At 71.2% G+C, this 25,176-nt stretch carries 21 protein-coding genes and 2 pseudogenes; 14 read left to right on the forward strand and 9 right to left on the reverse strand.

Going from position 1 to position 25,176, the window contains the following annotated elements:
- The first annotated feature begins 117 nt into the window (after window positions 1-117).
- A complete protein-coding gene (locus JGS39_RS07570) occupies window positions 118-315 on the forward strand; it encodes a hypothetical protein (protein WP_219567979.1) in 198 nt (65 codons plus the stop codon).
- A gap of 132 nt (window positions 316-447) precedes the next feature.
- A pseudogene (locus JGS39_RS07575) lies at window positions 448-1,512 on the forward strand (hypothetical protein); the annotation flags it as partial.
- A gap of 21 nt (window positions 1,513-1,533) precedes the next feature.
- Here the strand turns inward: JGS39_RS07575 and JGS39_RS07580 are convergent.
- Window positions 1,534-1,890, reverse strand: a complete 357-nt coding sequence (locus JGS39_RS07580) for a HesB/IscA family protein (RefSeq protein ID WP_030970782.1) — start codon at window positions 1,888-1,890, stop codon at window positions 1,534-1,536.
- A gap of 224 nt (window positions 1,891-2,114) precedes the next feature.
- Here JGS39_RS07580 and nadA point away from each other — a divergent pair, with 224 nt between their 5' ends.
- Window positions 2,115-3,311, forward strand: a complete 1,197-nt coding sequence (gene nadA / locus JGS39_RS07585) for a quinolinate synthase NadA (RefSeq protein WP_219567980.1) — start codon at window positions 2,115-2,117, stop codon at window positions 3,309-3,311.
- A 100-nt stretch (window positions 3,312-3,411) separates the two neighbouring features.
- Here the strand turns inward: nadA and JGS39_RS07590 are convergent, their stop codons facing one another.
- The 5 genes from JGS39_RS07590 to JGS39_RS07610 form a co-directional block, all read right to left on the reverse strand.
- The gene (locus tag JGS39_RS07590; protein ID WP_219567981.1) at window positions 3,412-6,567 is read right to left on the reverse strand and encodes an efflux RND transporter permease subunit; all 3,156 of its coding nucleotides are present in this window, start codon (window positions 6,565-6,567) and stop codon (window positions 3,412-3,414) included.
- Between the two features lie 189 nt (window positions 6,568-6,756).
- Complete coding sequence (locus JGS39_RS07595; protein ID WP_219567982.1) at window positions 6,757-7,452, reverse strand: response regulator; 696 nt, start codon at window positions 7,450-7,452, stop codon at window positions 6,757-6,759.
- Entirely contained in the window at window positions 7,449-8,720 is a 1,272-nt protein-coding gene (locus JGS39_RS07600) for a sensor histidine kinase (RefSeq protein ID WP_219567983.1), read from the reverse strand. The genes JGS39_RS07595 and JGS39_RS07600 overlap by 4 nt, the downstream gene beginning before the upstream one ends.
- Before the next feature lie 161 nt (window positions 8,721-8,881).
- On the reverse strand, window positions 8,882-9,160 hold the full coding sequence (gene pspAA / locus JGS39_RS07605) for a PspA-associated protein PspAA (protein ID WP_148017670.1): 279 nt from the start codon (window positions 9,158-9,160) through the stop codon (window positions 8,882-8,884).
- Between the two features lie 9 nt (window positions 9,161-9,169).
- Window positions 9,170-9,955, reverse strand: a complete 786-nt coding sequence (locus tag JGS39_RS07610; protein ID WP_219567984.1) for a PspA/IM30 family protein — start codon at window positions 9,953-9,955, stop codon at window positions 9,170-9,172.
- A gap of 296 nt (window positions 9,956-10,251) precedes the next feature.
- Between JGS39_RS07610 and JGS39_RS07615 the strand changes: the two genes are divergently transcribed.
- From JGS39_RS07615 to JGS39_RS07625, 3 genes are all read left to right on the forward strand, one after another.
- A complete protein-coding gene (locus JGS39_RS07615) occupies window positions 10,252-10,851 on the forward strand; it encodes a DUF3043 domain-containing protein (protein ID WP_219568038.1) in 600 nt (199 codons plus the stop codon).
- Between the two features lie 89 nt (window positions 10,852-10,940).
- A complete protein-coding gene (locus JGS39_RS07620; protein WP_219568039.1) occupies window positions 10,941-11,693 on the forward strand; it encodes a class I SAM-dependent methyltransferase in 753 nt (250 codons plus the stop codon).
- Between the two features lie 90 nt (window positions 11,694-11,783).
- Window positions 11,784-12,875, forward strand: a complete 1,092-nt coding sequence (locus tag JGS39_RS07625; protein WP_219567985.1) for a S1C family serine protease — start codon at window positions 11,784-11,786, stop codon at window positions 12,873-12,875.
- Between the two features lie 71 nt (window positions 12,876-12,946).
- Here the strand turns inward: JGS39_RS07625 and JGS39_RS40670 are convergent.
- Window positions 12,947-13,147 (reverse strand): annotated as a pseudogene (locus JGS39_RS40670) (hypothetical protein); the annotation flags it as partial.
- Between the two features lie 127 nt (window positions 13,148-13,274).
- On the opposite strand from JGS39_RS40670, the gene JGS39_RS07630 reads away from it, so the two are divergent.
- The 5 genes from JGS39_RS07630 to JGS39_RS07650 all read left to right on the forward strand — a co-directional run bounded on the left by JGS39_RS07630 (window position 13,275) and on the right by JGS39_RS07650 (window position 19,222).
- The gene (locus JGS39_RS07630; protein ID WP_219567986.1) at window positions 13,275-14,477 is read left to right on the forward strand and encodes a bifunctional adenosylcobinamide kinase/adenosylcobinamide-phosphate guanylyltransferase; all 1,203 of its coding nucleotides are present in this window, start codon (window positions 13,275-13,277) and stop codon (window positions 14,475-14,477) included.
- 37 nt (window positions 14,478-14,514) lie between these two features.
- Window positions 14,515-15,354 carry a class I SAM-dependent methyltransferase gene (locus JGS39_RS07635; protein WP_219567987.1) on the forward strand — a complete coding sequence of 280 codons (840 nt, stop codon included), beginning with the start codon at window positions 14,515-14,517 and terminating at the stop codon, window positions 15,352-15,354.
- Window positions 15,355-15,441: 87 nt separating this feature from the next.
- Window positions 15,442-16,566, forward strand: coding sequence for a nicotinate-nucleotide--dimethylbenzimidazole phosphoribosyltransferase (gene cobT, locus JGS39_RS07640; protein WP_219567988.1), 1,125 nt, complete (start codon window positions 15,442-15,444; stop codon window positions 16,564-16,566).
- A gap of 95 nt (window positions 16,567-16,661) precedes the next feature.
- On the forward strand, window positions 16,662-18,467 hold the full coding sequence (locus JGS39_RS07645) for a phosphatidylglycerol lysyltransferase domain-containing protein (RefSeq protein ID WP_219567989.1): 1,806 nt from the start codon (window positions 16,662-16,664) through the stop codon (window positions 18,465-18,467).
- On the forward strand, window positions 18,464-19,222 hold the full coding sequence (locus JGS39_RS07650; protein ID WP_219567990.1) for a hypothetical protein: 759 nt from the start codon (window positions 18,464-18,466) through the stop codon (window positions 19,220-19,222). The genes JGS39_RS07645 and JGS39_RS07650 overlap by 4 nt, the downstream gene beginning before the upstream one ends.
- Here the strand turns inward: JGS39_RS07650 and JGS39_RS07655 are convergent.
- The gene (locus JGS39_RS07655) at window positions 19,123-19,884 is read right to left on the reverse strand and encodes a hypothetical protein (protein WP_219567991.1); all 762 of its coding nucleotides are present in this window, start codon (window positions 19,882-19,884) and stop codon (window positions 19,123-19,125) included. The two genes, JGS39_RS07650 and JGS39_RS07655, sit on opposite strands and share 100 nt — an antisense overlap.
- Window positions 19,885-19,972: 88 nt before the next feature.
- On the opposite strand from JGS39_RS07655, the gene cobS reads away from it, so the two are divergent.
- Complete coding sequence (cobS, locus tag JGS39_RS07660; RefSeq protein ID WP_219567992.1) at window positions 19,973-20,752, forward strand: adenosylcobinamide-GDP ribazoletransferase; 780 nt, start codon at window positions 19,973-19,975, stop codon at window positions 20,750-20,752.
- Window positions 20,753-20,770: 18 nt separating this feature from the next.
- Here the strand turns inward: cobS and JGS39_RS07665 are convergent, their stop codons facing one another.
- A complete protein-coding gene (locus JGS39_RS07665; RefSeq protein WP_219568040.1) occupies window positions 20,771-21,628 on the reverse strand; it encodes an endo alpha-1,4 polygalactosaminidase in 858 nt (285 codons plus the stop codon).
- 263 nt (window positions 21,629-21,891) lie between these two features.
- Between JGS39_RS07665 and JGS39_RS07670 the strand changes: the two genes are divergently transcribed.
- Both JGS39_RS07670 and lpdA read left to right on the forward strand, forming a co-directional pair.
- Entirely contained in the window at window positions 21,892-23,445 is a 1,554-nt protein-coding gene (locus tag JGS39_RS07670; RefSeq protein ID WP_219567993.1) for a leucyl aminopeptidase, read from the forward strand.
- A 335-nt stretch (window positions 23,446-23,780) separates the two neighbouring features.
- Window positions 23,781-25,169 carry a dihydrolipoyl dehydrogenase gene (gene lpdA, locus JGS39_RS07675; RefSeq protein ID WP_219567994.1) on the forward strand — a complete coding sequence of 463 codons (1,389 nt, stop codon included), beginning with the start codon at window positions 23,781-23,783 and terminating at the stop codon, window positions 25,167-25,169.
- Window positions 25,170-25,176 lie beyond the last annotated feature (7 nt).

The following is a 25,176-nucleotide window of genomic DNA, read 5'->3' on the forward strand; positions in this document are numbered from 1 at the left end:
CCCACCCCCGATTTCCGAGCCACTCCACGCTACCCGTTTCCGGCAATCAGGCGAAGGGTAGAAACTACCCGATAGTAGGGCTTTCCTCCTGAGCTCGAGGGTGCCTACGGTGCCGATATGTCGAACAACATCGCCCCGCGCGAGTCCGAGACCACTCTGGCCGAGTTGCGTGGAGACTGCGCACGGATGGCACCCCACTGGGTGGTACCCGTGAGGACCGCTCCCACCCCCGTGGCACCCTCCCTGATTCACGGCGTGAACGTGCCGCCCGCCTCGGCCCGGCTGATCGACTCGATGGCGGAGTACGGCGACTGAGTCACCGGGCCCTCGCCGCGCCGGCCGCCCCCGGAGGGAACCGGGTGCGCCCTCGTCCCGTCCCAACGGTGTTCCGTACCAACGGGACGGGCCCGACAGGGTCCTGGCGTACGACGGCGAAGGAGCGAACCGGTGAGCACCGAGCGACCCGACAACGATGTGACCCGCCCCCGGCGGCGGTCTCCCCTCGCCGTGGCCTCGGTGGCGGCGGCCGTACTGCTGGCCGGTGGCGGCGGCGCGTACTGGGCGATGGCGGCGGACGGCCATGGTGGCGGCGAGTACAGCGCCTCGGACGGTTCCGGCGCCACTCCCCCGCCCCTCTCCCTGGACGAGCGGCCGGGCGGACCCGCCACGCCGTCCCCCCGGCCGTCGGCCCCGACGGAGGGCATCGCGCCGGGTGAGCCCGATCCGCATGGCGGCCGGCTGGTCTACCGCGCGTCCGGCGCCCTGCCGGACGGGCCCGGCAAGGCGGCGGTCCAGCGTGCGAGCGGCACCGTTTCGGCCCAAGCAGGCACCCGGGACCTGGACGTTCGCCCGGTACGGAACCGGCGGCACGGACAACTGCGAGAGCACGACGGTCTGTTCGAGCAAGCACGTGGGTCCGGGCGGATCGGGGACACCGGTGAGCGAGAAGGCCGCGAAGGCCGCCGCGGTGCCGGTACTGAAGGCGGTCGGCCAGGACGACGCAGCCCTCGACGCCCGCCAGTTGATGGGCTCGGTCCGGGTGGTGAACGCCGACCCGGTGGTGGACGGACTGCCGACGTACGGCTGGGCGACCGGGATCCAGGTCGACCCCCAGGGTGAAGTGGTCGGCGGAAGCGGTCAGTTGAAGGGCCTGGAGAAGGGCNCGAGAAGCCGTCCGGCATGAGCTGCGGCACACGGACCGGCGCGGAGCCGCCCACGACGACGGTGACGGTCGACAAGGCGGTCTTCGGACTGTCGGCCCGGTACGTGGACGGGAAGCAGCTGCTCGTACCGTCCTGGATCTTCACGGTGCGGCCGGGCACCGGCGGTACGGGTGACACCGTCACCCAGGTCGCGGTGGATCCGGCGTACCTGACGAAGGACGCCCCGTCGGAGAAGACCCCGGGCGGCGACGGCACGAAGGAGTCCGGCGGCAAGCTGCTGTCGTACAGCGCCGACGGGCGGACGCTCTCGGTGACGTTCTGGGGCGGCGCCTGCAGCACCTACGCGGCGTACCGTCGCCGCGCGTTCGCCCTAGCTGAACGAGTCGCCGCAGGCGCAGGAACCCGTGGCGTTCGGGTTGTCGATCGTGAAGCCCTGCTTCTCGATCGTGTCGACGAAGTCGACCGAGGCGCCGCCCAGGTAGGGGGCGCTCATCCGGTCGGTGACGACCTTGACGCCGTCGAAGTCCTTCACGACATCGCCGTCCAGCGAACGCTCGTCGAAGAAGAGCTGGTAACGCAGGCCCGAGCAGCCGCCGGGCTGGACGGCGACGCGCAGTGCCAGATCGTCGCGGCCTTCCTGCTCCAGCAGGCCCTTGACCTTGGCTGCGGCGGCGTCGGACAGGAGGATGCCGTCGCTCACGGTGGTGGTCTCGTCCGATACGGACATCTGCTTCTCTCCCGGGTTGTACGGAGACTGCTTGCCGACGTTGCAACCGTCGAGGCCGCGGATTCATTCCGGGCCGAGCGCTTGCCTGTTCCATTCATGCTCGCACACCGGCCGCGCGGGCGGATGCGTCACATCGACGCTATCGGCATCGTCAAAGTGACGTGAAGCAGTTATGATAGATAGCGTCAATTCGACGAAAAGGCTTCCCCCGCAGAGAAGAAAGGGTGCGTGACGTGACCACGGCCCACCCCGTCCAGGAACTCGATGTCCAGCCGACGCCCCTCGCCCTGCTCCTGCTCGGCCGCGACGCGGACCCCAGGAGCGAGCGCGGCGTCGAATGCCCCGGCGACCTGCCCTCCCCGTCCGACCCGGACCTGGTGGAGCGCGCCCGCGCGGCCAAGGAGAAGCTGGGCGAGAAGGTCTTCGTCCTCGGGCACCACTACCAGCGCGACGAGGTCATCCAGTTCGCGGATGTGACCGGCGACTCGTTCAAGCTCGCCCGGGACGCGGCGGCCCGCCCGGAGGCCGAGTACATCGTCTTCTGCGGTGTGCACTTCATGGCCGAGTCCGCGGACATCCTGACAACAGACGACCAGAAGGTCGTGCTGCCGGACCTGGCGGCGGGCTGTTCGATGGCCGACATGGCCACCGCCGAGCAGGTCGCCGAGTGCTGGGACGTGTTGACCGAGGCCGGCGTCGCCGAGCAGGTCGTCCCCGTCTCGTACATGAACTCCTCCGCCGACATCAAGGCCTTCACCGGCCGCCACGGGGGCACGATCTGCACCTCGTCGAACGCGAAGCGCGCCCTGGAGTGGGCCTTCGAGCAGGGCGACAAGGTCCTGTTCCTGCCCGACCAGCACCTGGGCCGCAACACGGCCGTACGGGACATGGGGATGACGCTGGAGGACTGCGTCCTCTACAACCCCCACAAGCCGAACGGCGGCCTCACCGCCGAGGAGCTGCGCAACGCGAAGATGATCCTGTGGCGCGGGCACTGCTCGGTGCACGGGCGCTTCTCGGTGGAGTCCGTCAACGACGTGCGGGCGCGCATACCCGGCGTCAACGTGCTGGTGCACCCGGAGTGCAAGCACGAGGTCGTCGCGGCCGCGGACTACGTCGGCTCGACGGAGTACATCATCAAGGCTCTGGAGGCGGCCCCGGCCGGCTCGAAGTGGGCGATCGGCACCGAGCTGAACCTGGTACGCCGCCTGGCCAACCGGTTCGCCGCGGAGGACAAGGAGATCGTCTTCCTCGACAAGACGGTCTGCTTCTGCTCGACGATGAACCGGATCGACCTGCCGCACCTGGTGTGGACGCTGGAGTCGCTGGCCGAGGGGAACCTGGTCAACCGGATCGAGGTCGACCCGGAGACGGAGAAGTACGCCAAGCTCGCGCTGGAGCGGATGCTGGCGCTGCCGTAGGTCCCCTCCCCTCCCCGCACCCGGGAAGGGCTGGCACCCGTACGCGGGAAGGCCCCGGCACCCTCGGACCGAGGGTGCCGGGGCCTTCCTTCGTGACCGGTCAGGCCTTCGCGGGCTCCGGTTCCTCGGAGGAGGACTCCTCCGAGGCGGCCGGGGCCGGGATGCCGGCCTTCCTGGCCCGCTTCGCGGCCTTCTTCGTCGCGCGGCGCTCCTTGAAGAGCTCCACCATCGTGTAGAGCGTGGGCACCAGAAGCAGCGTCAGCAGCGTCGAGGTGACCAGGCCGCCGATGACCACGACGGCCAGCGGCTGCGAGATGAACCCGCCCTCGCCGGTGACGCCGAGCGCCATCGGGAGGAGGGCGAAGATCGTCGCCAGTGCCGTCATCAGGATCGGGCGCAGACGGTGGCGGCCACCCTCGACGACCGCTTCGACGACGCCCTTGCCCTGCGCCCGGTACTGGTTGATCAGGTCGATCAGCACGATCGCGTTCGTCACCACGATGCCGATGAGCATCAGCATGCCGATCATCGCCGCGACGCCCATCGGGGTGCCGGTGATGAGGAGCAGGCCGATCGCGCCGGTGGCCGCGAACGGGATGGAGACCAGCAGGATCAGCGGCTGGATGAGCGAGCGGAAGGTCGCGACCAGCAGCATGAAGACGATCGCGATCGCCGCCAGCATGGCCAGGCCCAGCTTCACGAAGGCGTCGGTCTGGTCCTCGGTGACGCCGCCGATGGTGGCGGTGGCGCCGTCCGGGAGGTCCAGTGCCTTGATCTTGGACTGGAGGTCGGTGCCGACCGCACCGGTGTTGTCGCCGATGGGCTTGGCGGTGATGGTCGCGGCGCGCTGGCCGTCGATCCGGGTCATGGAGACCGGTCCGGGAACCAGCTTCACGTCGGCGATCGAGCCGAGCTTGACCGGGCCGAGCGGGAGGTTCTTCAGCTCCTCCATCGTGGTGGCCGGGTGGGCGGACTTGATGACGACGTCACGCTCGGTGTCGTCCATGATCGCCTTGCCGGACGGGGTGCCTCGCACCGCGCCGGCGACGGCGGCGCCCAGCGTGGCCTGGCTGAAGCCCGCGTCGGCGGCCTTGGCGTTGGCCGTGACCGAGATCCGCGGGATGCTCTGGGCCAGGTCGCTCTGGACGTCGGTGACGTCCTTGAGCTTCGCGACCTCGGTGCGCACCTCTTCGGAGGCCTTCTTCAGGGTGTCCGCGTCGGCGGCCTTGACCACGACGCTCAGGTCCTGGCTGCCGAAGCCGTCGCCTGCGGCGATGGTGGTGTCACCGATGCCGTCGAGCTTGCCGAGGGCCTCGTCGATGCGGTCCTGAGCGGCCTCGTAGTCCCCGGAGTCCTTCAGGGTGACCTGGTAGGAGGCCTGGTTGGCTCCCGTGCCGCCGCCGAAGGCCGCCATGAAGCCGGACGAGCCGACGGTGACCTGGTAGTCCTTGACGCCCTTGTCGTCGGCGAGGACCTTCTCGACCTTCTGGGCCGCCTCGTCGGCGGCCGCCAGGCTGGTGCCCGGGGTGAGCTCCTGCTTGATGGACAGGACTTCCTGCTCGCCCTGGTCGAAGAAGTTGGTCTTCAGCAGCGGGACCATGCCGAAGGTGCCGAACAGCACGGCGACGGCGATGACGATGCTGGTGATGCGGCGCCGGGTGGCGAAGCGCAGCACCGAGACGTACAGCTTCTGGAGCTTGCTGCGGGCTTCCTTCTCCTCGGCCTCGCGGCGGGCCCTGTCCGGGTCCTCGGCGCTGCCCTTGGGGGCGCGCAGGAACCAGTACGACAGGACGGGGACCACGGTCAGCGAGACCAGCAGGGAGGCCAGCAGGGCCGCGGTGACAGTCAGCGAGAACGAGCCGAAGAGCTGGCCGACCATGCCGCCGACCAGACCGATGGGCAGGAAGACGGCGACCGTGGTGAGGGTCGACGCGGTGACCGCGCCGGCCACCTCCTTCACCGCGGTGATGATCGCCGACTGGCGCTCCTCGCCGTAGCCGAGGTGACGCTTGATGTTCTCCAGGACGACGATCGAGTCGTCGACGACCCGGCCGATCGCGATGGTCAGCGCGCCCAGGGTGAGCATGTTGAGCGACAGGTCGCGGGTCCAGAGCACGATCAGCGCGAGGACCACGGAGAGCGGGATGGAGACCGCGGTGACCAGGGTCGAGCGCAGCGAGGCCAGGAAGACCAGGATCACGATGACCGCGAAGAGCAGGCCGAGCGCGCCCTCGGTGGTCAGGCCGGAGATCGCCTTGGAGACGGCGGGGCCCTGGTCGGACACGACGGTCAGCTCGGCGCCCGCGCCGAGGTCCTTGCGCAGGTCGGGGAGCTTGTCCTTGACAGCGTCGGAGATGGCGACGGCGCTGCCGTCCTTGTCCATCGTCGCCATGACGGCGAGGCTCGGCTTGCCGTTCGTCCGCGTGATGGAGACCGCGGTGGAGGGCTCCTGCTTCACCGTCGCGATGTCACCGACCCGGACCGGCTTGCCGGGCTTGCCGGATGCCGGGTTCTGCCCGGTGACCCGCAGGTCCTCGATCTGCCGCAGGGTGGTGAAGGCGCCGCCGACCTGGACGGTGCGGCTCTTGCCCGACTCGGAGAAGGAACCCGCCGGGACGGTCGCGCCGCCTGCCTGGAGTGCCTGGGCGAGCGAGCCGGCGTTCAGTCCGGCCGCCGCGAGCTTCGTGTCGTCGGGCGTGACGGAGATCTGGAGGTCCTGCACCCCGTCGACGGCGACCTGGCCGACGCCGTCGATGTCCTCCAGAGCGGGGACGACGGTGCGGTCCAGCTGGTCGGCGAGCGCCTGCTGGTCCTTGTCGGAGGTGACGGCGAGGACGACGGTCGGGATGTCGTCGGTCGAGCCGGCGATCACCTGCGGATCCACGTCCTCGGGCAGCTGGGCGCGGGAGCGGTTCACCGCCTGCTGGATGTCCGCGACGAGCTGCTTGGTGCCCTCGTCGCCGAAGTCGAACGTCGCCATGATGACGGCGTTGCCCTCGCTGGCGGTGGAGGTGATTCCGGTGACGCCGTCGACGGCCTTGATCGAATTCTCGAGCGGTTCGACGACCTGCTTCTCGACCACATCGGGGGACGCACCCTGATAGGGAGCGAGCACCGACACCATCGGGAGTTCGATGGTGGGCAGCAGCTGCTGCTTGAGCTGCGGGATCGCGATCGCTCCGAATACGAGCGCGACGATCGACATCAGCCCGATCAGGGCCCTTTGCGCGAGGCTGAATCTGGACAGCCAGGACATGGGTTAGGTCTCTCTTCTGTGGCTTACGCGGCAGGTGGGCGGGTGACTCGGGGACAGACCCGGCCCGGGCCGACCGGCATGCCGGTCGACCCTTATACGATCGCCCATGCCGCAGGCCGAAATCGTCGGCCGCAGGTCGCTTTCCTTATGCCGCGCATACCGCAGCTGGAGTACGCCGCGGCTGCACCCTCACTCCACCCGAGGGCGGACCAGGCCCGATTCGTACGCAATCACGACGAGTTGGGCCCTGTCCCGCGCCCCCAGCTTCGCCATCGCCCTGTTCACATGGGTCTTGACGGTCAGCGGGCTGACCACCAGCCGCTCGGCGATCTCGTCGTTGGACAGCCCGCCCGCGACCAGCACCAGCACCTCGCGCTCCCGGGCGGTCAGGGCCTCCAGACGCGCGGAGTACTCGGCGGCGCCCGGCCCGTCCCCGCCCGCACTGCCGCCCTGAGCGAGGAACGTGGCGATCAGCCCCTTGGTCGCGGCGGGCGACAGGAGCGCCTCGCCGCCCGCGGCGATCCGGATGGCGTTGAGGAGTTCCTCCGGTTCCGCCCCTTTCCCGAGGAAGCCCGAGGCGCCGGCCCGGAGCGACTGCACCACGTACTCGTCCACCTCGAAGGTGGTGAGCATGACCACGCGCACGTCCGCGAGTTCGGGATCGGCGCTGATCATCCGGGTCGCGGTGAGCCCGTCCGTGCCGGGCATCCGGATGTCCATCAGCACCACGTCGGCGCGCGTCGAGCGGGCCAGGTCCACGGCCTGTGCCCCGTCCGCCGCCTCGCCGACCACCTGCATGTCGGGTTCCGAGTCGACCAGCACCCGGAACGCGCTGCGCAGCAGCGCCTGGTCGTCGACGAGCAGCACCCTGATGGCCGGTGTCATACGTTCTCCCCCGTGCGGCCCGCCGCGCCCGGCTGATCCGGCTCCCGGTCCCGGGCCTTGAGGGGCAGGATCGCATGGACCCTGAAGCCGCCGCCGTAACGGGGTCCGGCGGTGAGGGTGCCGCCGAGAGCGGTGACCCGCTCCCTCATGCCGAGGAGGCCGTGGCCGCCGCGGACGATGTCGCCGCCCGTACCGGCGGCCGTACCGCGGCCGTTGTCCAGCACCATGACCTCGGCCGTGGCCCCGACCCGTACGACGCTGATCTCGGCCTTCGCCCCGGGCCCCGCGTGCTTGCCCACATTGGTCAGCGCCTCCTGGATCACCCGGTACGCGGCCAGGTCCACGGCGGCGGGCAGTGGCGGGCCGTCCTTCGCCGCGCAGGCCACCTCGACGGGCAGCCCGGCCCGCCGCACGGTCTCCACGAGCGCGTCGAGGACGGCGAGGCCGGGGGCGGGCTCGGTCGGCGCCGCCGGATCGCCGGACTGGCGCAGCAGGCCCACGGTGATCCGCAGCTCGTTGAGCGCGGAGCGGCTGGCCTCCCGGACATGGGCGAGCGCCTCCTTGGCCTGGTCGGGGCGCCGGTCCATGACGTGGGCGGCGACCCCGGCCTGCACGTTGACCAGGGCGATGTGATGGGCGACGACGTCGTGCAGGTCGCGGGCGATCCGCAGCCGTTCCTCAGCGACCCGGCGCCGGGCCTCCTCCTCCCGGGTCCGCTCGGCCCGTTCGGCACGCTCCCTGATCGCGTCGACGAACGCCCGCCGGGAGCGGACCGCGTCCCCCGCCGCGCCCGCCATCCCGGTCCAGGCGAAGATCCCGAGGTTCTCCTGGCTGTACCAGGGCGCCGCTCCGAAGAGCATCGCGGCCGCGGTGAGCGCACCCATGGTGAGCAGCCCGACCCGCCAGGTCGTCGGCCGGTCGGTGCGGGCGGCGACGGTGTAGAGCGCGATGACGGTACTCATCACCACGGGGGCCGGCGGATCGGCGGTCAGCAGCTCCACCACGGCGAGCACACCGGTGGCACCGAGCACGGCCACCGGCCGGCGGCGGCGCCAGACCAGGGCGAGGGCTCCGAGCGCCATCAGGAGCACGCTGCCGGCCGCGGGCACACGGGTGCCGAAGGTGGGCCGGGGATGCGAGCCCGGGTCGACGAACGATCCGACGACCATGGCCACGAACACGGCCAGGGCGAGCGCGCCGTCCAGCGCGAGGGGATGGTCGCGCAGCCAGTTCCGGATGCGCAGAACCCCGGTTCCGAGGGTGGTCACGTCAAGCTACGTTACGGCGTGTCGCGAGGAAGTCGGGCCGCGCGGCAGGAGAACCGGCAGGGACCTCACAGCACTGTGCCCCGTGAGCGGCCGGGGCCTGTCACGGGGCACAGCGGTGCGGGTGCCTGCGCTGCCGGTCGGGTCGTCGGCCGGTCGGCCGGTCAGCCGGGAATCAGACCGTCGTCGCTCAGCATGGCGCGGACCTCTTCGAGGGTCGCGTCGGGCGACGGCAGGATCAGCTCGGACGGCTCCAGGGAGTCGTCCGGCAAGGGCGTGCCGAGTTCGCGCACCCTGGCGAGGAGCGCGTGGAGCGTCGAGCGGAAGCCGGGGCCGTCGCCTCGCTCCATTTCGGCGAGCAGTTCGTCGTCGAGCTTGTCGAGCTCGGCGAGATGGCTGTCGGCCAGGACTGCCTGGCCCTCCCCCATGATCCGTACGATCATGACGCCGCCTTACTCCTTGTCGAACTTGTGCGGGGACCGGGACCGGTCCTGCTGCTGCGCGGCGTCCTGAGGGCCGCCCTCGATGGCCTGCTTCGAGGTGGAGCCGCCGGCCAGTTCGGCCTTCATGCGCTGCAGCTCCAGCTCCACATCCGTACCACCGGAGATCCGGTCCAGCTCGGCGGCGATGTCGTCCTTCGCCGTGCCGGTCGGGTCGTCCAGGGCTCCGGAGGCGAGCAGCTCGTCGATCGCGCCGGCGCGTGCCTGCAGCTGCTGGGTCTTGTCCTCGGCCCGCTGGATGGCCAGGCCGACATCGCCCATCTCCTCGGAGATGCCCGAGAAGGCCTCGCCGATCCGGGTCTGGGCCTGGGCCGCCGTGTAGGTGGCCTTGATGGTCTCCTTCTTCGTACGGAAGGCATCGACCTTGGCCTGCAGCCGCTGGGCCGCCAGGGTGAGCTTCTCCTCCTCGCCCTGCAGCGTGGTGTGCTGCGTCTCCAGGTCGGTGACCTGCTGCTGGAGGGCCGCGCGGCGGGACAGCGCCTCGCGGGCCAGATCCTCGCGGCCGAGCGCGAGCGCCTTGCGGCCCTGGTCCTCCAGCTTGGACGTCTGGCCCTGCAGCTGGTTCAGCTGCAGCTCCAGGCGCTTGCGCGAAGTCGCCACATCGGCGACGCCGCGGCGCACCTTCTGAAGCAGCTCCAGCTGCTTCTGGTACGAGTAATCGAGGGTCTCGCGCGGATCCTCGGCCCGGTCAAGGGCCTTGTTTGCCTTCGCGCGGAAGATCATCCCCATACGCTTCATGACACCGCTCATGGGCTTCGCGCGCCCCCTTCTGACTCAACCGGTCACCAGCACTCCGACAGAACCCACAGTACGGGCCCTGTCTCTATTACCGCACTGTTCGAGCAGCGATGGGGTCCTCCCCAAGGACGACTGCCCCCGGTGACCGCTCCAGCCCAGGGAGTAGGTGACGGTCGGGGAAACAGCCGATGACGCCCGTATCGCCCGGCTCGGACACCAGCAAGGACGCAGGCCGTTGCCGGATCGTTCCCGGCCGGCCCGGTGTCGTGGCGATCGACCCCGTACCCTTGGGCCTTGTGTTCCGTAGCCGCTCCAAGGAAGAGAAGGCCCCCACCGACAAGGTGACGGCGGACCTCTCCAAGACGTCCCGCGACCCGCAGGCTCCCAAGGGTCGCCCCACCCCCAAGCGAAGCGACTCCCAGTCGCAGCGCCGTCGTGCCTCCAGTGGTGCGCCGCTCGACCGCAAGGAGGCCATGAAGCGCCAGCGCGAAGCGCGGCGCGTCGACATGGCCAAGCAGCGCGAGGCGCTCGCCAGTGGCGACGAGCGCTATCTGCCGGCCCGTGACAAGGGCCCGGTGCGCCGCTTCGTCCGCGACTTCGTGGACTCGCGGTTCTGCATCGCGGAGTTCTTCCTGCCGCTCGCCGTGGTCATCCTGATTCTCAGCGTGATCCAGGTGCAGGGCATCCAGAACATCTCGCTGCTGCTCTGGCTCGGCGTGATCGTGCTGATCGTCGTCGACTCGATCGGGCTCACGTTCCGTCTGCGCAAGCAGCTGAACGAGCGCTTCCCCGATACGCCCAAGCGCGGCGCGGTGGCCTACGGGCTGATGCGTACGCTCCAGATGCGTCGGCTCCGGCTGCCGAAGCCGCAGGTCAAGCGCGGAGAGCGGCCCTGAGTACGGATCTCTCCGGTTCGGCCGGCGGCGTGTCCGCGGGCCGGCCGGGTGATGCGGTCTCCGGGTTCTCCGGGGCTTCGCCGGCGTGGCTGAAGGGGCTCGGCGGACTGCGCAACACCGTGCGCCAGGAGCTGGTCGCCCGACAGCTGGACGAACAGATCGCGGCACGCTTCCCCGTCGGGCAGCGGCTGCGGATCCTCGACGTGGGCATGGGCCAGGGCACTCAGGCCCTGCGCCTCGCCCGGGCCGGCCACACCGTCACGGGCCTCGAATCCGATGCGGACATGCTGCGGGTCGCCCGTGAGGCGCTCAGCGGCGAACCGGCGGGTATCCGTGAGCGGGTCCGGCTCATCGAGGGGAACGGCCAGGACACCGGGGTCCACTTCCTGCCCGGGAGCTTCGACGTGGTGCTCTGCCACGGCGTGCTGATGTATGTCCAGGAACCGGACGCCATGGTGGCCGGTCTGGCCAGGATGCTGGCGCCGGGCGGCCTGCTGTCACTCCTCGTGCGGAACGCCGACGCGCTGGCGATGCGGCCCGGGACCGCCGGGGACTGGGACGCGGCCCTGGCCGCGTTCGACTCGGACCGGTACACCAACCGCCTCGGGCTCTCCGTGCGCGCGGACCGGCTCGACGCCCTCACTGCCACGCTCGCCGGGATCGCGGCGCCGCTGCGCGCCTGGTACGGGGTGCGGGTCTTCACGGACAACGTGGGCAACGACGTGGAGCTGCCGTCGGCGGCGGAGCTGGAGCGGGTGCTCGCGGCGGAGGACCGGGCGGGACGGACGGATCCGTACCGCTCAGTGGCCGCGTTGCTCCACCTGTGCGGGGTGCGGGGCTGAATCCGCCCGGCGGGAGACCTCCTCGGCCGGGGCTCCCCTGCCGGGTGAACCCAACAGGCCGCTAACCGGGTTAAAAGTAATAATCCGGACATGGATGCCTTTCACTCCCGCAGCGGTGTGCGCCGACTGCTGCTGCCCCTGTCCGCAGGTGTCTGTGCGATCGCGCTGGTGAGCGGTTGCTCCGACTCGAATTCCAACGCCTCGAACGCCGCTGCGACGAAGTCCGGATCGGCCCAGCAGGGCTCGGCCTCGAAGGCCACCGGCGATCTGCAGGGCGCGTACCAGACCGTCATCAACAACGTGCTTCCGTCCGTGGTGCAGATCGACGCCTCCGACAGTCTGGGCTCGGGCATCGTCTACGACACCAAGGGCCACATCGTCACCAACGCCCATGTCGTCGGTGACGAGAAGACCTTCAAGGTCACCGTGGCGAACGGCGAGAAGGTGATGAGCGCCTCACTGGTGGCCGCCTACCCCGAACAGGACCTGGCCGTCATCAAGCTGAACGATGTCCCGGACGGGCTGAAGCCCGCGAAGTTCGGCGACTCGGAGAAGGTCGCTGTCGGCCAGATCGTGCTGGCCATGGGCTCACCGCTCGGGCTGTCCAGCAGCGTCACCCAGGGCATCGTCTCCGCCCTCGGCCGGACCGTGAGCGAGAGCCGCGCGGGCGGCGGCACGGGCGCGACCATCGCGAACATGGTGCAGACCTCGGCGGCGATCAACCCGGGCAACAGCGGGGGCGCGCTGGTGAACCTGAACAGCGAGGTCATCGGCATCCCGACGCTGGCGGCGACGGACCCCCAGATGGGTGACAGCGCGGCGCCCGGCATCGGCTTCGCGATCCCCGCCTCGATGGTGAAGACGGTCGCCGGCCAGATCATCAAGAGCGGCAAGGTCACCGACTCCGGCCGGGCCGCCCTGAACATCACCGGCCGCACGGTCGTCGACGACAGCTACAAGCCGGTGGGCGTCGCGATCGTCAGTGTGGCCGGGGGCGGCGCGGCGCAGAAGGCGGGGCTGCGGGCCGGCGACATCATCACCAAGGTCGGCGACGCATCCGTCACCACGATCACGTCCCTGTCGGAGGCCCTGGCCTCGGACGAGCCGGGCGAGAAGGTCACCGTGACGTATCTGCGCAGCGATGCGGAGAAGACGGCCGAGGTCACGCTCGGCGAGATCTGAGACGACGGAGCCACAGGCGGTTCGTCCACCACGGCCCAGTCCACCGCGTGGGCCCTCTCGGGCTCGCTCTGTTCGGCCTGGAGGCTCATCGGGCCGTAGATCTTCGTCGTGTCGTCGAAGAGCGTCACCTGGGCCGCCCCGCCGTCGAGGAGTTCCTTCCAGTACTCACCGATCCAGGACTCCGCGTCGCCCTGGGTCGTGAATTCCTCCGGCTGCAGGGCCGGCTCCGTCTCCGTACCGTCGGACTTCTCGAACCGCCACGTCCACGCCATGTCCGCCTCCTGGGTCACTTTGTTCCGTCCGCAGCCTAGTGCTTACGACCAGGGCGGGAAGGGGCCCGCGCATGGCAGGTCACCCCCACGTCGCGCACCGAGTGCGGGGACGCGGGAGGATCGGAGCGTGGATCTGACTCTGCTCGGCACCGGAGCCCCCGACGGGCTGCCGCGGCCCGACTGCCCCTGCGCCGCCTGTGCCACCGCCCGCGGGGCGCGGGCACGGGCCGCGACCGCCCTGCTGGTCGACGACGCCCTGCTGCTCGATCTGACCCCCGGCGCGGTGTTCGCCGCCGCCCGCGCGGGGCATTCGCTCACGGGCGTACGACAGGTACTGCTCACCCATCCGCACGACGGGCCCGCCGTCGAACTGCCCGCCGGGCTGCCCTCGGCCGGCCGGGTCCCGGACGGGCGGGTGCTGACGCTGATCAGCGGACACCGGGTGCGGGCCGTCCCGATGGACGCGCCCGGCACGGGCTACGAGGTCACCTCGCCGGACGGCGAACGGCTTCTCTACCTGCCGCCCGGCGCAGCACCGGCCGGTCTCGCCGACCGGATGGCGGAGCCGTACGACATGGTCGTCGCCGACGTCGTGGGACGGCCCGACGCAGTGGCCCGGCTGCGGGCGGTCGAGGCGATCGGGCCGGCCACCGAGGTGATCGCCGTCCATCTGGACCACGACGCGCCGCCGGGCCCCGAGCTCGACCGCCGGCTCTCCGCGGGCGGGGCCCGGGCCGTGCCGGACGGGACGACTCTGACGGTAGGCGGCTACCACGCCGAACCCGACGTCCCCCGGCGCACCCTGATCACCGGCGGCGCGCGGTCCGGGAAGTCGGTCGAGGCCGAGCGGCGGCTGGAGACCTACCCCGAGGTCGTGTACGTGGCGACCGGCGGCAGCCGGGAGGGCGACACGGAGTGGGCGGCCCGGATCGGACTGCACCGGGAGCGCAGACCGGCGGCCTGGCGCACCGAGGAGACCTGTGAGCTGGTGGAGCTGCTGGCCTCGGACGGGCCGCCACTGCTGATCGACTGCCTGGCGCTCTGGCTGACGGACGCGATGGACCGGGTGGACGCCTGGAACGACGCGGCGTGGGCAGGCGGTGGTCTGAGCACGCTGCGGAAGCGGACGGCCGAACTCGTCGCCGCGGTCCGCGGGACGCGGCGCACCGTCGTCGCGGTGACCAACGAGACCGGCTCGGGCGTGGTACCCGGGACCGCGGCGGGACGGCGTTTCCGGGACGAGCTGGGCCGGCTGAACGCCGCGGTCGCCGACGAGTGCGAGCAGGTACTGCTCGTGGTGGCCGGGCAGGCGTTGACGCTGCGCGGCTGAAGGAGCCGCCACCGAACGGAAACAGGAGGAGCGGAAGATGGCACGTGTACGGCCGATGCTGGACGGGGTTCCGGAAACCCTGTTGTGGACGCTGCACAACCGGGCGTTCGAGGCGGGCCGCCGCTATCCGGTGCTGGACGACCCGATGGCGCTCCAGCTGCTGGCGAACCTTGACTACCCGTTCGAGGAGCGGTTCGGGGTCCCGAACGCCTTCCACTCGCAGGCTCAGGCGCTGCGCTCGCGCTGCTTCGACCTGGCCGTGCAGGAGTATCTCGCGGACCGCCCGGAGGCCACCGTGGTCGCGCTCGGCGACGGCCTGGAGACCGGTTTCTGGCGGGTCGACAACGGCCGGCTGAACTGGCTGAGCGTGGAACTGCCGGAGGTCGCCACCCTGCGCCGCACCCTGCTGCCGCCCTCGGACCGGCTGCGGACGCTGTCCGGTTCGGCGACGGATCTCTCCTGGCTGGACGAGATCGAGGACCCGGAGGGACGGGGTGTGGTCGTCACGACGCAGGGTCTGCTCATGTACCTGCGGCCCGCCGAGGTACGCGGGATCCTGGCGGCCTGCGCCGCACGGCTGCCCGGCGGGATCCTCGTCCTGGACTCGATGGGCCGGTGGCTCGCGCGGGGCACGGTGGCCGGCACCTCGAAGGTGGGTGCCATGACGATTCCGCCGATGCGCTGGGCGATGGACCCCGGCGAGCGCGAAAAGCTGCGCGGCGCGCATCCGGGGATCACCGAGGTGCGGGCCCTGCGTCTGCCGCGCGGGCGGGGCGCGATGGGTGAGCTGATCCGGATCCAGAACCTGCTCCCCGGAGTGCGGACCCTGACGCCCGCGATCACCCAACTCCGGTTCGGGGACCGTACGCCGCACTGAGGAGGGCCGGAAATCGCGGCAGGTACTGTTCGGCGGGGAGCCGGCTCCCCGGCCCACACCACGTATCGACCCGCGAGGCAGACCCCCGTGAATCTGGACGACTTCTCCGACCTGATCGAACGCCCCGACGGGGGTGTACGGCGCGATGCCGAGGAACGCCGGGAGCGGTTCATCGTGCCGCCGGGTGCCCTCGGCCGCCTCGACGAGCTGGGGGAATGGCTCTCGGCCGCCCAGCAGGCCGTACCGGTCAGAGCGATCGAGCAGGCCCGCGTGGTGCTGTTCGCCGGTGATCACGGGGTGGCGCAGCTGGACGTGTCCGGCCGCGTGGCCGGCACCGCGCACGAGCTGGTGCGCGCCACGCTGGACGGTGCGACGCCGCTGGCCGTGCTGGCCCGCCGGTTCTCCGTGCCGGTGCGGATCGTCGACGCCGGGCTGGACTGCGAACCCGGGCTGCTGCCGGAAGCGGTCGTCCGGACCCGGGTACGGCGTGGCAGCGGCCGGATCGACGTCGAGGACGCGATGACGGTCGAGGAGGCCGAGCAGGCGGTGCGCCTCGGCATGGCGATCGCCGACGAGGAGGCCGACTCGGGCACCGATCTGGTGGTGCTCGGCGATCTGAGCGTGGGCGGTACGACGGCCGCGGCCACGCTGATCGCGGCGCTGTGCGGCACCGATGCCTCCGTGGTCACCGGGCGCGGCGGTGCGGGCATCGACGACCTGGCCTGGATGCGCAAGTGCGCGGCGGTCCGTGACGCGCTGCGCCGGGCCCGGCCGGTGCTGGGCGACCAGTTGGAACTGCTGGCCAAGGTGGGCGGCGCGGACCTGGCGGCGATGACCGGCTTCCTGTTGCAGTGCGCGGTGCGCCGGCTCCCGGTGATCCTGGACGGGGTGGTCTCCGCGGCGTGCGCGCTGGTCGGGCAGCGTGCCGCGTTCCGGGCGCCCGACTGGTGGCTGGCGGGGCAGTTGAGCGGTGAGCCGGCGCAGGCGAAGGCCCTGGACCGGATGGCGCTCAACCCGCTGCTGGACCACGGCGTCGTCGTCGGTGAGGGAAGCGGGGCGCTGCTCGCGCTCCCGTTCGTCCAGGCCGCGGCCGCGCTGGCGGCCGAGCTGCCCGAACGTACGCCGGCAGCCGACGAGGACGACGCGAAGGACGACGAGGAGACGTCCGGCGGCGAGACGGCCGACGAGGTGGCCTCCCCGGCCGGGGAGTGACGAGCGGCGGCTGACCGACGGGGCTGCGGCCGTCCGGACACCGGCCGCAGCGCGGCCCCTTTCATGAAACGCGATGCCCCATATGATCGCTTTTCATGGGAGAGGTCTACTTGGCCAGCGAGGAATCCGGCCGGACTGCCGTCCGGCCGCAGAGCACCGACCGGTCGCGGCGGGGCGCGGCCTTCGCCATCTGGTATCTGCGCGTCGTGTCGTTCGTCAACTTCCTGAGCGCCGTCTGGGTCACCTTCGGCCAGGACCTCCGACGCCACAACACCGAGAACTACTTCACGCCCTATCTGCTCACGGCCGGCTTCTCCTCCGGAGTCGTCGCCCTGTTCCTCGCCGTCACGATGCGCCGGCGCAAACGGGCCGCGTGGATCGTCAACATGGTGCTGAGCGGCCTCACCCTGCTGCTCTTCGCGGCGGTGATCGGCTTCCCGGAGGTGCGGCGGTATCCGCAGAACTGGATCTCGCTCGCGCTGACCGCCGCCTTCGTCCTCGCGCTCGCCCTCGGCCGGCGGGAGTTCTACGCGAAGGGCGACCGGTCCAACCCGAAGCTGGCCGCGCTGGTGGCGGTCGGCGGGCTGCTGGTCACCTCGCTGATCGCCGCCGGTCTGGTCACGCTCACCAACACCGCGCACGACGAGCGTCTTTCGACGTTCCTGGACCGCTGGCGCTACGGCGCGCTGCGTCTGGTCTCCGTCGCCGCCGACGACTCCCGGTTCCCCGGCATCACCACGCCGGGCTGGGTGAACGTCGTCATCAACATCCTTTCCACACTGCTGCTCATCGCCGTCGTGTACGCGGCCTTCCGGGCCCGCCGCGCGGTCGACCCGATCACTCCCGAGGACGAGGCGGCGCTGCGCGCCCTGCTCGTCCGGCACGGCGAACGGGACTCCCTCGGCTACTTCGCGCTGCGCCGCGAGAAGAGCGTCGTCTGGTCACCGACCGGGAAGGCCGCCGTCGCCTACCGGGTGGTCGGCGGCGTCTCGCTGGCCTCCGGCGACCCGATCGGCGACCCGGAGGCCTGGCCAGGGGCGATCGGCCCCTGGCTGGCCGAGGCACGCGCGCACGGCTGGATCCCGGCGGCGATGGGGGTCAGCGAGGAGGGCGGCACGGTCTACGCCCGGCACGGCCTCGACGCCCTGGAGCTGGGCGACGAGGCGATCGTGGAGACCGCCGAGTTTACCCTGGAGGGGCGGGCGATGCGGACCGTCCGCCAGGCGTACAACCGGGTGAAGCGGGCCGGTTACGAGGTGACGGTGCGCCGCCACGCGGACATCTCCGAGGCCGAGATGGCCGAACTGGTGCGCCGGGCCGACGACTGGCGCGACGGCGCGACCGAACGCGGCTTCTCCATGGCGCTGGGCCGGCTGGGCGACCCGGCCGACGGACAGTGCGTCATGCTCGAATGCCGTGACGCGACCCCCGTCGAGGGCGGCGGAGCCGGTGCGCTGCGCGCCGTACTCAGCTTCGTCCCCTGGGGTCCGCACGGCCTCTCGCTGGACCTGATGCGCCGTGACCGGAACGCCGAGAACGGCCTGATGGAGTTCATGGTCATCGAACTCCTGCAACGCGCCGAGAAGATCGGCGTCACCCAGGTCTCGCTGAACTTCGCCATGTTCCGCTCCGTCTTCGAGCGCGGATCACGGCTCGGCGCCGGGCCGGTGCTCAGGCTGTGGCGTTCGCTGCTCAGCTTCTTCTCCCGGTGGTGGCAGATCGAGTCGCTCTACCGCGCCAACGCCAAGTACCGGCCGATCTGGGAACCGCGCTACCTGCTCTTCGAGAAGAGTGCGGACCTGCCGCGCATCGGCATCGCCGCAGGGCGCGCCGAAGGCTTCCTGGAGGCGCCGGGACTGCCCAAGTGGCTGCACCGCTCGAAGCTCGGACCTCGCGCATGAGACGGGTCCGGCCGCTCGGGCGGGCGGTCCGCCGGGAGTGGGGTCCGCTGTGGGCTGCCGTACGCACGGCGGTCGCCACCGAGCGGCTGCGGGCCGTCCCGATGACCCTGGCCGCGGTCTGTCTGACGGCACTGCTCCAGGTGGTGCAGAACAGGTCCTGGGGGTACGGGCCGGTGCAGGCGCTGGGGGCGGTGCGGGCCGATGATCCGCTCTGGGCGGCTCTGCTGCGTACCCCGCTGTCCCTCTTCGTCCCGGCGCTCGACCTGCCGGTCTGGGGTGCGCTGGCGCAGGTGCTGCTGGTGTTCGGGATCGCCGAGATCTGCCTGGGCCGGTGGCGGACGCTGCTGATCGCGTACGTCGCGACGCTGGCCGGGACGCTGTACGCACGGATCGGCGTCGCGGTCGGCCCCGACGGGTTCCCGGGCCTGCCCGGCTCCGACGCGCAGGTCGTCGACACCGGGCCATCGGCGGCCGTGGTCGCCATGGCCGTGTGCGTCTGCTTCGCCTACCGGGCCCGGTTCACGGGCGGGCTGGTGATCGTGGCGATGGTGGTGGAGGTCGCGGTGAAGGACAACCTGGCGGGCAGGGAGCACCTGGTGGCCATCGCGGCGGCACTCGTGCTGTGCGCGGTGCCGGCCCTGCGCGGGCGGTGCCGTCAGGGTTTGGGTGAGCGGGCGGGGACCCGGTCGGGTGCGCCGCCGATCAGGTCCTGGAACCTTCGCCGCGGCCCGGCCCAGCGGACGTCGTGGTGGTAGGCACGCAACACCGAGCGGGAGCGGGCCCGGTGCCGGTTGCGGTAGAACCGCTTGGCCCACATCGAGGCCGGTCTGGCCAGCCGGACCGCCCCGACCAGGGCGACGAACGGAACCAGGGTGCCGAGCACCGCCATCCGCACCTTGCCCTTGAACAGCGCGATGAGCACGAAGCAGAAGTTGACGACGAGGGTGAGGACGACACCGAGCCTGCCCTGCTGCTGATCGTCGCTCAGGTCGTCCACGCCGAGCGGGGAGAACCCGCCCAGCACCAGCAGCACCAGGGCCGCGGTGAGGACCACGACCTCCACGCTCTGGCGGCCCTGCTCGGTCCAGTACACGTCGTCCATGTGCAGGATCAGGGCGAACTCGTCCAGCACGAGCCCCGCGCCCACGCCGAAGACGACCGCGAAGGCCCCGGCCGCGAAGCCGTGCTTCCCGCTGGCCACCGCGCCGAACCCGCCGACCACGCTCAGCACCACGCCCGGCACCACGTGGTGGACATGGACCCCGCCCGGCGTGATGTTGCCGAAGGGCCCCTTGCCGGCCCGGATCATCCGGGTGATGACCCGGGTGATGGCGAACGTCAGGACGAAGGCGGCAAGCGCCAGGAGCAGGGGCAGCTTCCCCGGCTCGACGATGTTCCGATCGAACCAGTGACCCATCCCACCCACTCCCGATAAGTCGCTTCTGCTCCGCTATATGACGTTCCGGACAATCTATCGGCCCCGCCCACCGATTAGCCTGCGCGCCGTGACCTCCCTGAACAGCCACGGCCTGCGTTTCGCCTTCGGCACCCTCACCGTGCTCCCCGTCCGCGTCACCCGCTGGGACCGCGAGACCGCCCGGACCGGGATGCTGTGCGCCCCGCTGGCGGGCCTCACCGTGGGGGTCCTCGCGGCGGTGCCCGGCACCCTGTTGCTGCTGCTGGGCTCGGGGGCGCTGCTCGCCGCGGTCGCCTCGGCCGCCGTCCCGGCGGCCCTCACCCGGGGGCTGCACCTGGACGGTCTCGCGGACACCGCCGACGGCCTGGGCAGCGGCAAGCCGGCCGACGACGCACTGCGGATCATGAAGCAGTCGGACATTGGGCCGTTCGGTGTGATCACCCTGCTGTTCGTCCTGCTCGCCCAGGTGGCGGTCCTTCAGCAGCTGTACGCGCAGGGCTGGGCGCAGGGCGCGGTGGCGGCCGCCGTGTCCGGTGTCGTCGCCCGGCTCGCGCTCACGCTGGCCTCCCGGCCCGGCGTCCCCGCGGCCCGCCCGGAAGGGCTGGGTGCCGCGGTCGCGGGCACGGTCCCGGCGGCCGGCGCGGTGGCGGCCGCGGTCCTGACCGTGGCGGCCTGCGCGGGCGCTGGAGCGCTGCTCGGCGGGTACGGGGCCCTGCGGTACGCCCTCGCCGCCCTGGCCGCCCTCGCGGTGGCCCAGCTGCTGCTGCGGCACTGTGTGCGGCGCTTCGGCGGAGTGACCGGCGATGTGTTCGGCGCGCTGGCGGAGACGGCGGCGACGGTGACGCTCGTGGGGCTGGCCCTCGGCTGAGCCCCCTCGGACGTCCCGTCAGGCTCCCGCCGCCGGGCACCGCTCCCGCCAGACGCCGAGCTCGTACTTCTTCAGCAGCGAGCTCAGCCCCAGCTGCCGGGACTGCCCGCAGAACCGCGCCACGGGCAGCTCGTACTCGACGTGGAAGACCGCCTTGCCCGCCTCGATGAACGGGGAGAGCTCCTCGCACTCCTCGTACTGGGCGCACTGTTCGTTGACCGCGAAGTCGAAGTCGCCCACCAGCTGGGGAATCTGGGGCAGGTCGTTCTTCAGGCCGACGGCGAGGTGGTGGCGGTGGGCGATGCGGGCGACCAGCCGGTTGTAGCGCAGCTGGTCGGCGGCAGTCAGCGGGAAGCCGCTCGGATTGCGGTAGCCGTCCATGTTGTCGGGTTCGACCGCGTCGAAGCCCTTCTTCGCGCACATGGAGATCCGGCTCTCCATCAGCGGCTCCAGGACGTCGGTGCGCCGGATGTCGAGCCAGCGCTCCCCCTTCCAGCCGTTGCCCTTGCCGAGGACCGCCGTGGGGAACCTCGCCGCGTCCGGACGGAACTCCTCCCAGGCCCCCGTGGACAGGTAGCAGATGACCTTGCGCCCCTTGCGGTGCAGCTCGGCCACCTGCGCCGCTTCGTGGTCGAAGCCGTCGATGTCGTACACCGGGGCGTCCACGGACGTGTCCAGCCGGCCGGAGAGCTGCCACTGCCAGTCGGTGCCCGGCTCCGGCTGCCAGCGCGCCGCGGCGGACCGCCCGGAGGGGGCGGGCGAGGGAGCGGGCCCCGGTGCCGAGGTGCAGCCGGCCAGCATCACCAACAGAATCAGTACGGTGGCGGGCAGCGCCTTCGGCCGGCCGCTCACCCGGGCGGCCATCCGGTCGTCCATCGCTCCCCCTGGATCCATCCGCAGGACGTCCGCCAACGCCTGTGCGGTCGCGGTCCGTTCCGCCGGGATGATCATCCCGGCGTGACAACCGTACGTGCGCCGCGGCGCACTGACGGCCCGCCGCCGTAATCGGGCAGCAAAGGCGCGCGTAGGCTCATTCCCGGCACATCGCGGCGGCGTCTACGATGCGCCGGGCCCGGTCGGCCACCCCCTCGACCGGCACAGGCCGAAAAAGAACTCAACGGAAGCGAGATTTCACCACCGTGACTGCTCTCACTCTCAGCACTGCCGGTGCGGCGACGCTGCGCGCCGACGCGCTCGTCGTCGGCGTCGCCAAGGCCGCCGGCTCCAAGTCCGGGGACCTGGTCCTGGCACCGGGCGCCGAGGCCGTGGACAAGGCGTTCGGCGGGAAGCTCGCCACCGTCCTGGCGACCCTGGGCGCCTCCGGTGCCGAGGGCGAACTGACCAAGCTCCCCGCACCCGACGGCCTGAAGGTCCCGGTCGTCATCGCGGCCGGACTCGGCCCGGTCCCAGAGAAGGACGGCGCGTACGACGCCGAGACGCTGCGCCGGGCCGCGGGCTCCGCCGCCCGCTCGCTGGCCGGCTCGAAGAAGGCCGGCTTCGCGCTGCCCATCGCCTCCGTCGAGGACGCCGAGGCCATCGCGGAGGGCGCCCTGCTGGGCGCGTACGCCTTCACCGCCTACCAGGGCGGCGAGAACAAGCTCGCCCCCAAGGACGCCAAGGCCAACGGCCCGAAGCTGCCGCTCGGCGAGGTCGCCGTCCTCGGCGCCAAGCCGCGTGACAAGGCCTTCAAGGCCGCCGCCGAGCGCGCCGTCGCGCTGGCCGAGGAGATCAACCGCGCCCGCGACCTGGTCAACACCCCGCCGAACGACCTGTACCCCGAGTCCTTCGCCGCCGTGGCCACCGCCGCCGGCAAGGAGCACGGCATCAAGGTGCAGGTCCTCGACGAGAAGGCGCTCGTCAAGGGCGGCTACGGCGGTCTGCTCGGCGTCGGCCAGGGCGCGGCCCGCGGCCCGCGCCTGGTGAAGCTCGCCTACACGCACCCGAAGGCGGAGAAGACCCTGGCCCTCGTGGGCAAGGGCATCACCTACGACTCGGGCGGCATCTCGCTGAAGCCGGCCGGCCACAACGAGACGATGAAGTGCGACATGGCCGGCGCCGCCGCCGTGTTCGCGTCCGTCGTCGCGGCCGCCCGTCTGGGCCTGCGGGTCAACGTCACCGGCTGGCTGGCGCTGGCCGAGAACATGCCGTCGGGCAACGCCACCCGCCCCGGTGACGTGCTCCACATGTACAGCGGCAAGACCGTCGAGGTCCTCAACACGGACGCCGAGGGCCGGCTCGTCCTCGCGGACGCGCTCACCCGCGCCTCCGAGGAGACCCCGGACGCGATCGTCGACGTGGCGACGCTGACCGGCGCGATGGTGCTGGCCCTGGGCAACCGCACCTTCGGCATCATGGCGAACGACGACGCGTTCCGTACCTCGATCCACGAGATCGCCGAGGAGGTCGGTGAGGCCTCCTGGCCGATGCCGCTCCCGGCCGACCTCCGCAAGGGCATGGACTCCCCGACCGCCGACATCGCCAACATGGGCGAGCGGATGGGTGGCGGCCTGGTGGCCGGTCTGTTCCTTCAGGAGTTCGTGGGCGAGGGCATCGCCTGGGCGCACCTGGACATCGCGGGCCCGGCCTTCCACGAGGGCGCCCCGTACGGCTACACGCCGAAGGGCGGGACCGGATCCGCGGTCCGCACCCTGGTGAAGCTGGCGGAGCGCACCGCGGCCGGAGACCTCGGCTGAGCCGGAAGCTGATGTACGGCCCCGGGCATACGTCCGGGGCCGTACGTGTTGCACCCACGGCACCGCGGCAGGGCCCGGGCGGTTTCGCTCTCGACGAAACCAGACGGAATCGGCCTGTCCCTACGCAGCGGTAACCCACTGGGACGGACGATGATCCGTCCCAGACACGGGCCCCGCGTCCCGCCCACCGTCAACAAGTGCGAAGATGGGTTCTCGGCAGGACAGGGCCCCCACCACAGGGCCGAATGACAAAAGCGGCCGAACACCAGCCGACCGGCCGGTCACACCCCGATGACGGGGCCCGGCGTACGGCGCACATGCATGGAGGACGTGACGTGGCGAACGACGCCAGCACCGTTTTCGACCTAGTGATCCTCGGCGGTGGTAGCGGCGGTTATGCCGCGGCCCTGCGCGGAGCGCAGCTGGGCCTGGACGTCGCTCTGATCGAGAAGGGCAAGGTCGGCGGCACCTGCCTGCACAACGGCTGTATCCCCACGAAGGCCCTGCTGCACGCCGGTGAGATCGCGGACCAGGCGCGCGAGGCCGACCAGTTCGGTGTCAAGGCCACCTTCGAGGGCATCGACATGGCGGCCGTCCACAAGTACAAGGACGACGTGATCTCGGGCCTGTACAAGGGTCTGCAGGGTCTCATCGCCTCCCGCAAGGTGCACTACATCGAGGGTGAGGGACGGCTCTCCTCCCCCACCTCGGTGGATGTGAACGGCCAGCGCATCCAGGGCCGCCACGTGCTCCTGGCGACCGGCTCCGTGCCGAAGTCGCTCCCGGGCCTGGAGATCGACGGCAACCGCGTCATCTCCTCGGACCACGCGCTGAAGCTGGACCGGGTCCCGAAGTCCGCGATCGTGCTGGGCGGCGGCGTCATCGGCGTCGAGTTCGCATCGGCGTGGAAGTCCTTCGGCACCGACGTCACCATCGTCGAGGGCCTGAAGCACCTGGTCCCGGTCGAGGACGAGAACAGCTCGAAGCTTCTTGAGCGCGCGTTCCGCAAGCGCGGCATCAAGTTCAACCTCGGCACGTTCTTCCAGGGTGTCGAGTACACCCAGGACGGCGTCCGGGTGACCCTCGCCGACGGCAAGACCTTCGAGGCGGAGCTGCTGCTCGTCGCGATCGGCCGCGGCCCGGTCTCGCAGGGCCTCGGTTACGAGGAGGCGGGCGTCGCGATGGACCGCGGCTACGTCCTCGTCGACGAGTACATGCAGACGAACGTTGCGACGATCTCGGCCGTGGGCGACCTGGTCCCGACCCTTCAGCTGGCGCACGTCGGCTTCGCCGAGGGCATCCTCGTGGCGGAGCGTCTGGCCGGCATGAAGACCGTCCCGATCGACTACGACGGTGTCCCGAAGGTGACGTACTGCCACCCCGAGGTCGCCTCCGTGGGCATCACCGAGGCCAAGGCCAAGGAGCTCTACGGCGCGGACAAGGTCGTCGCGCTGAAGTACAACCTCGCGGGCAACGGCAAGAGCAAGATCCTCAAGACCGCGGGCGAGATCAAGCTCGTCCAGGTCAAGGACGGTGCCGTGGTCGGCGTCCACATGGTGGGTGACCGTATGGGCGAGCAGGTCGGCGAAGCCCAGCTGATCTACAACTGGGAGGCGCTGCCGGCCGAGGTCGCGCAGCTCATCCACGCCCACCCGACGCAGAACGAGGCGATGGGCGAGGCCCACCTGGCCCTCGCCGGCAAGCCCCTGCACTCCCACGACTGATCAGTCG

It is taken from the genome of Streptomyces poriferorum (genome assembly GCF_019399235.1).
Taxonomy (GTDB): domain Bacteria; phylum Actinomycetota; class Actinomycetes; order Streptomycetales; family Streptomycetaceae; genus Streptomyces; species Streptomyces poriferorum.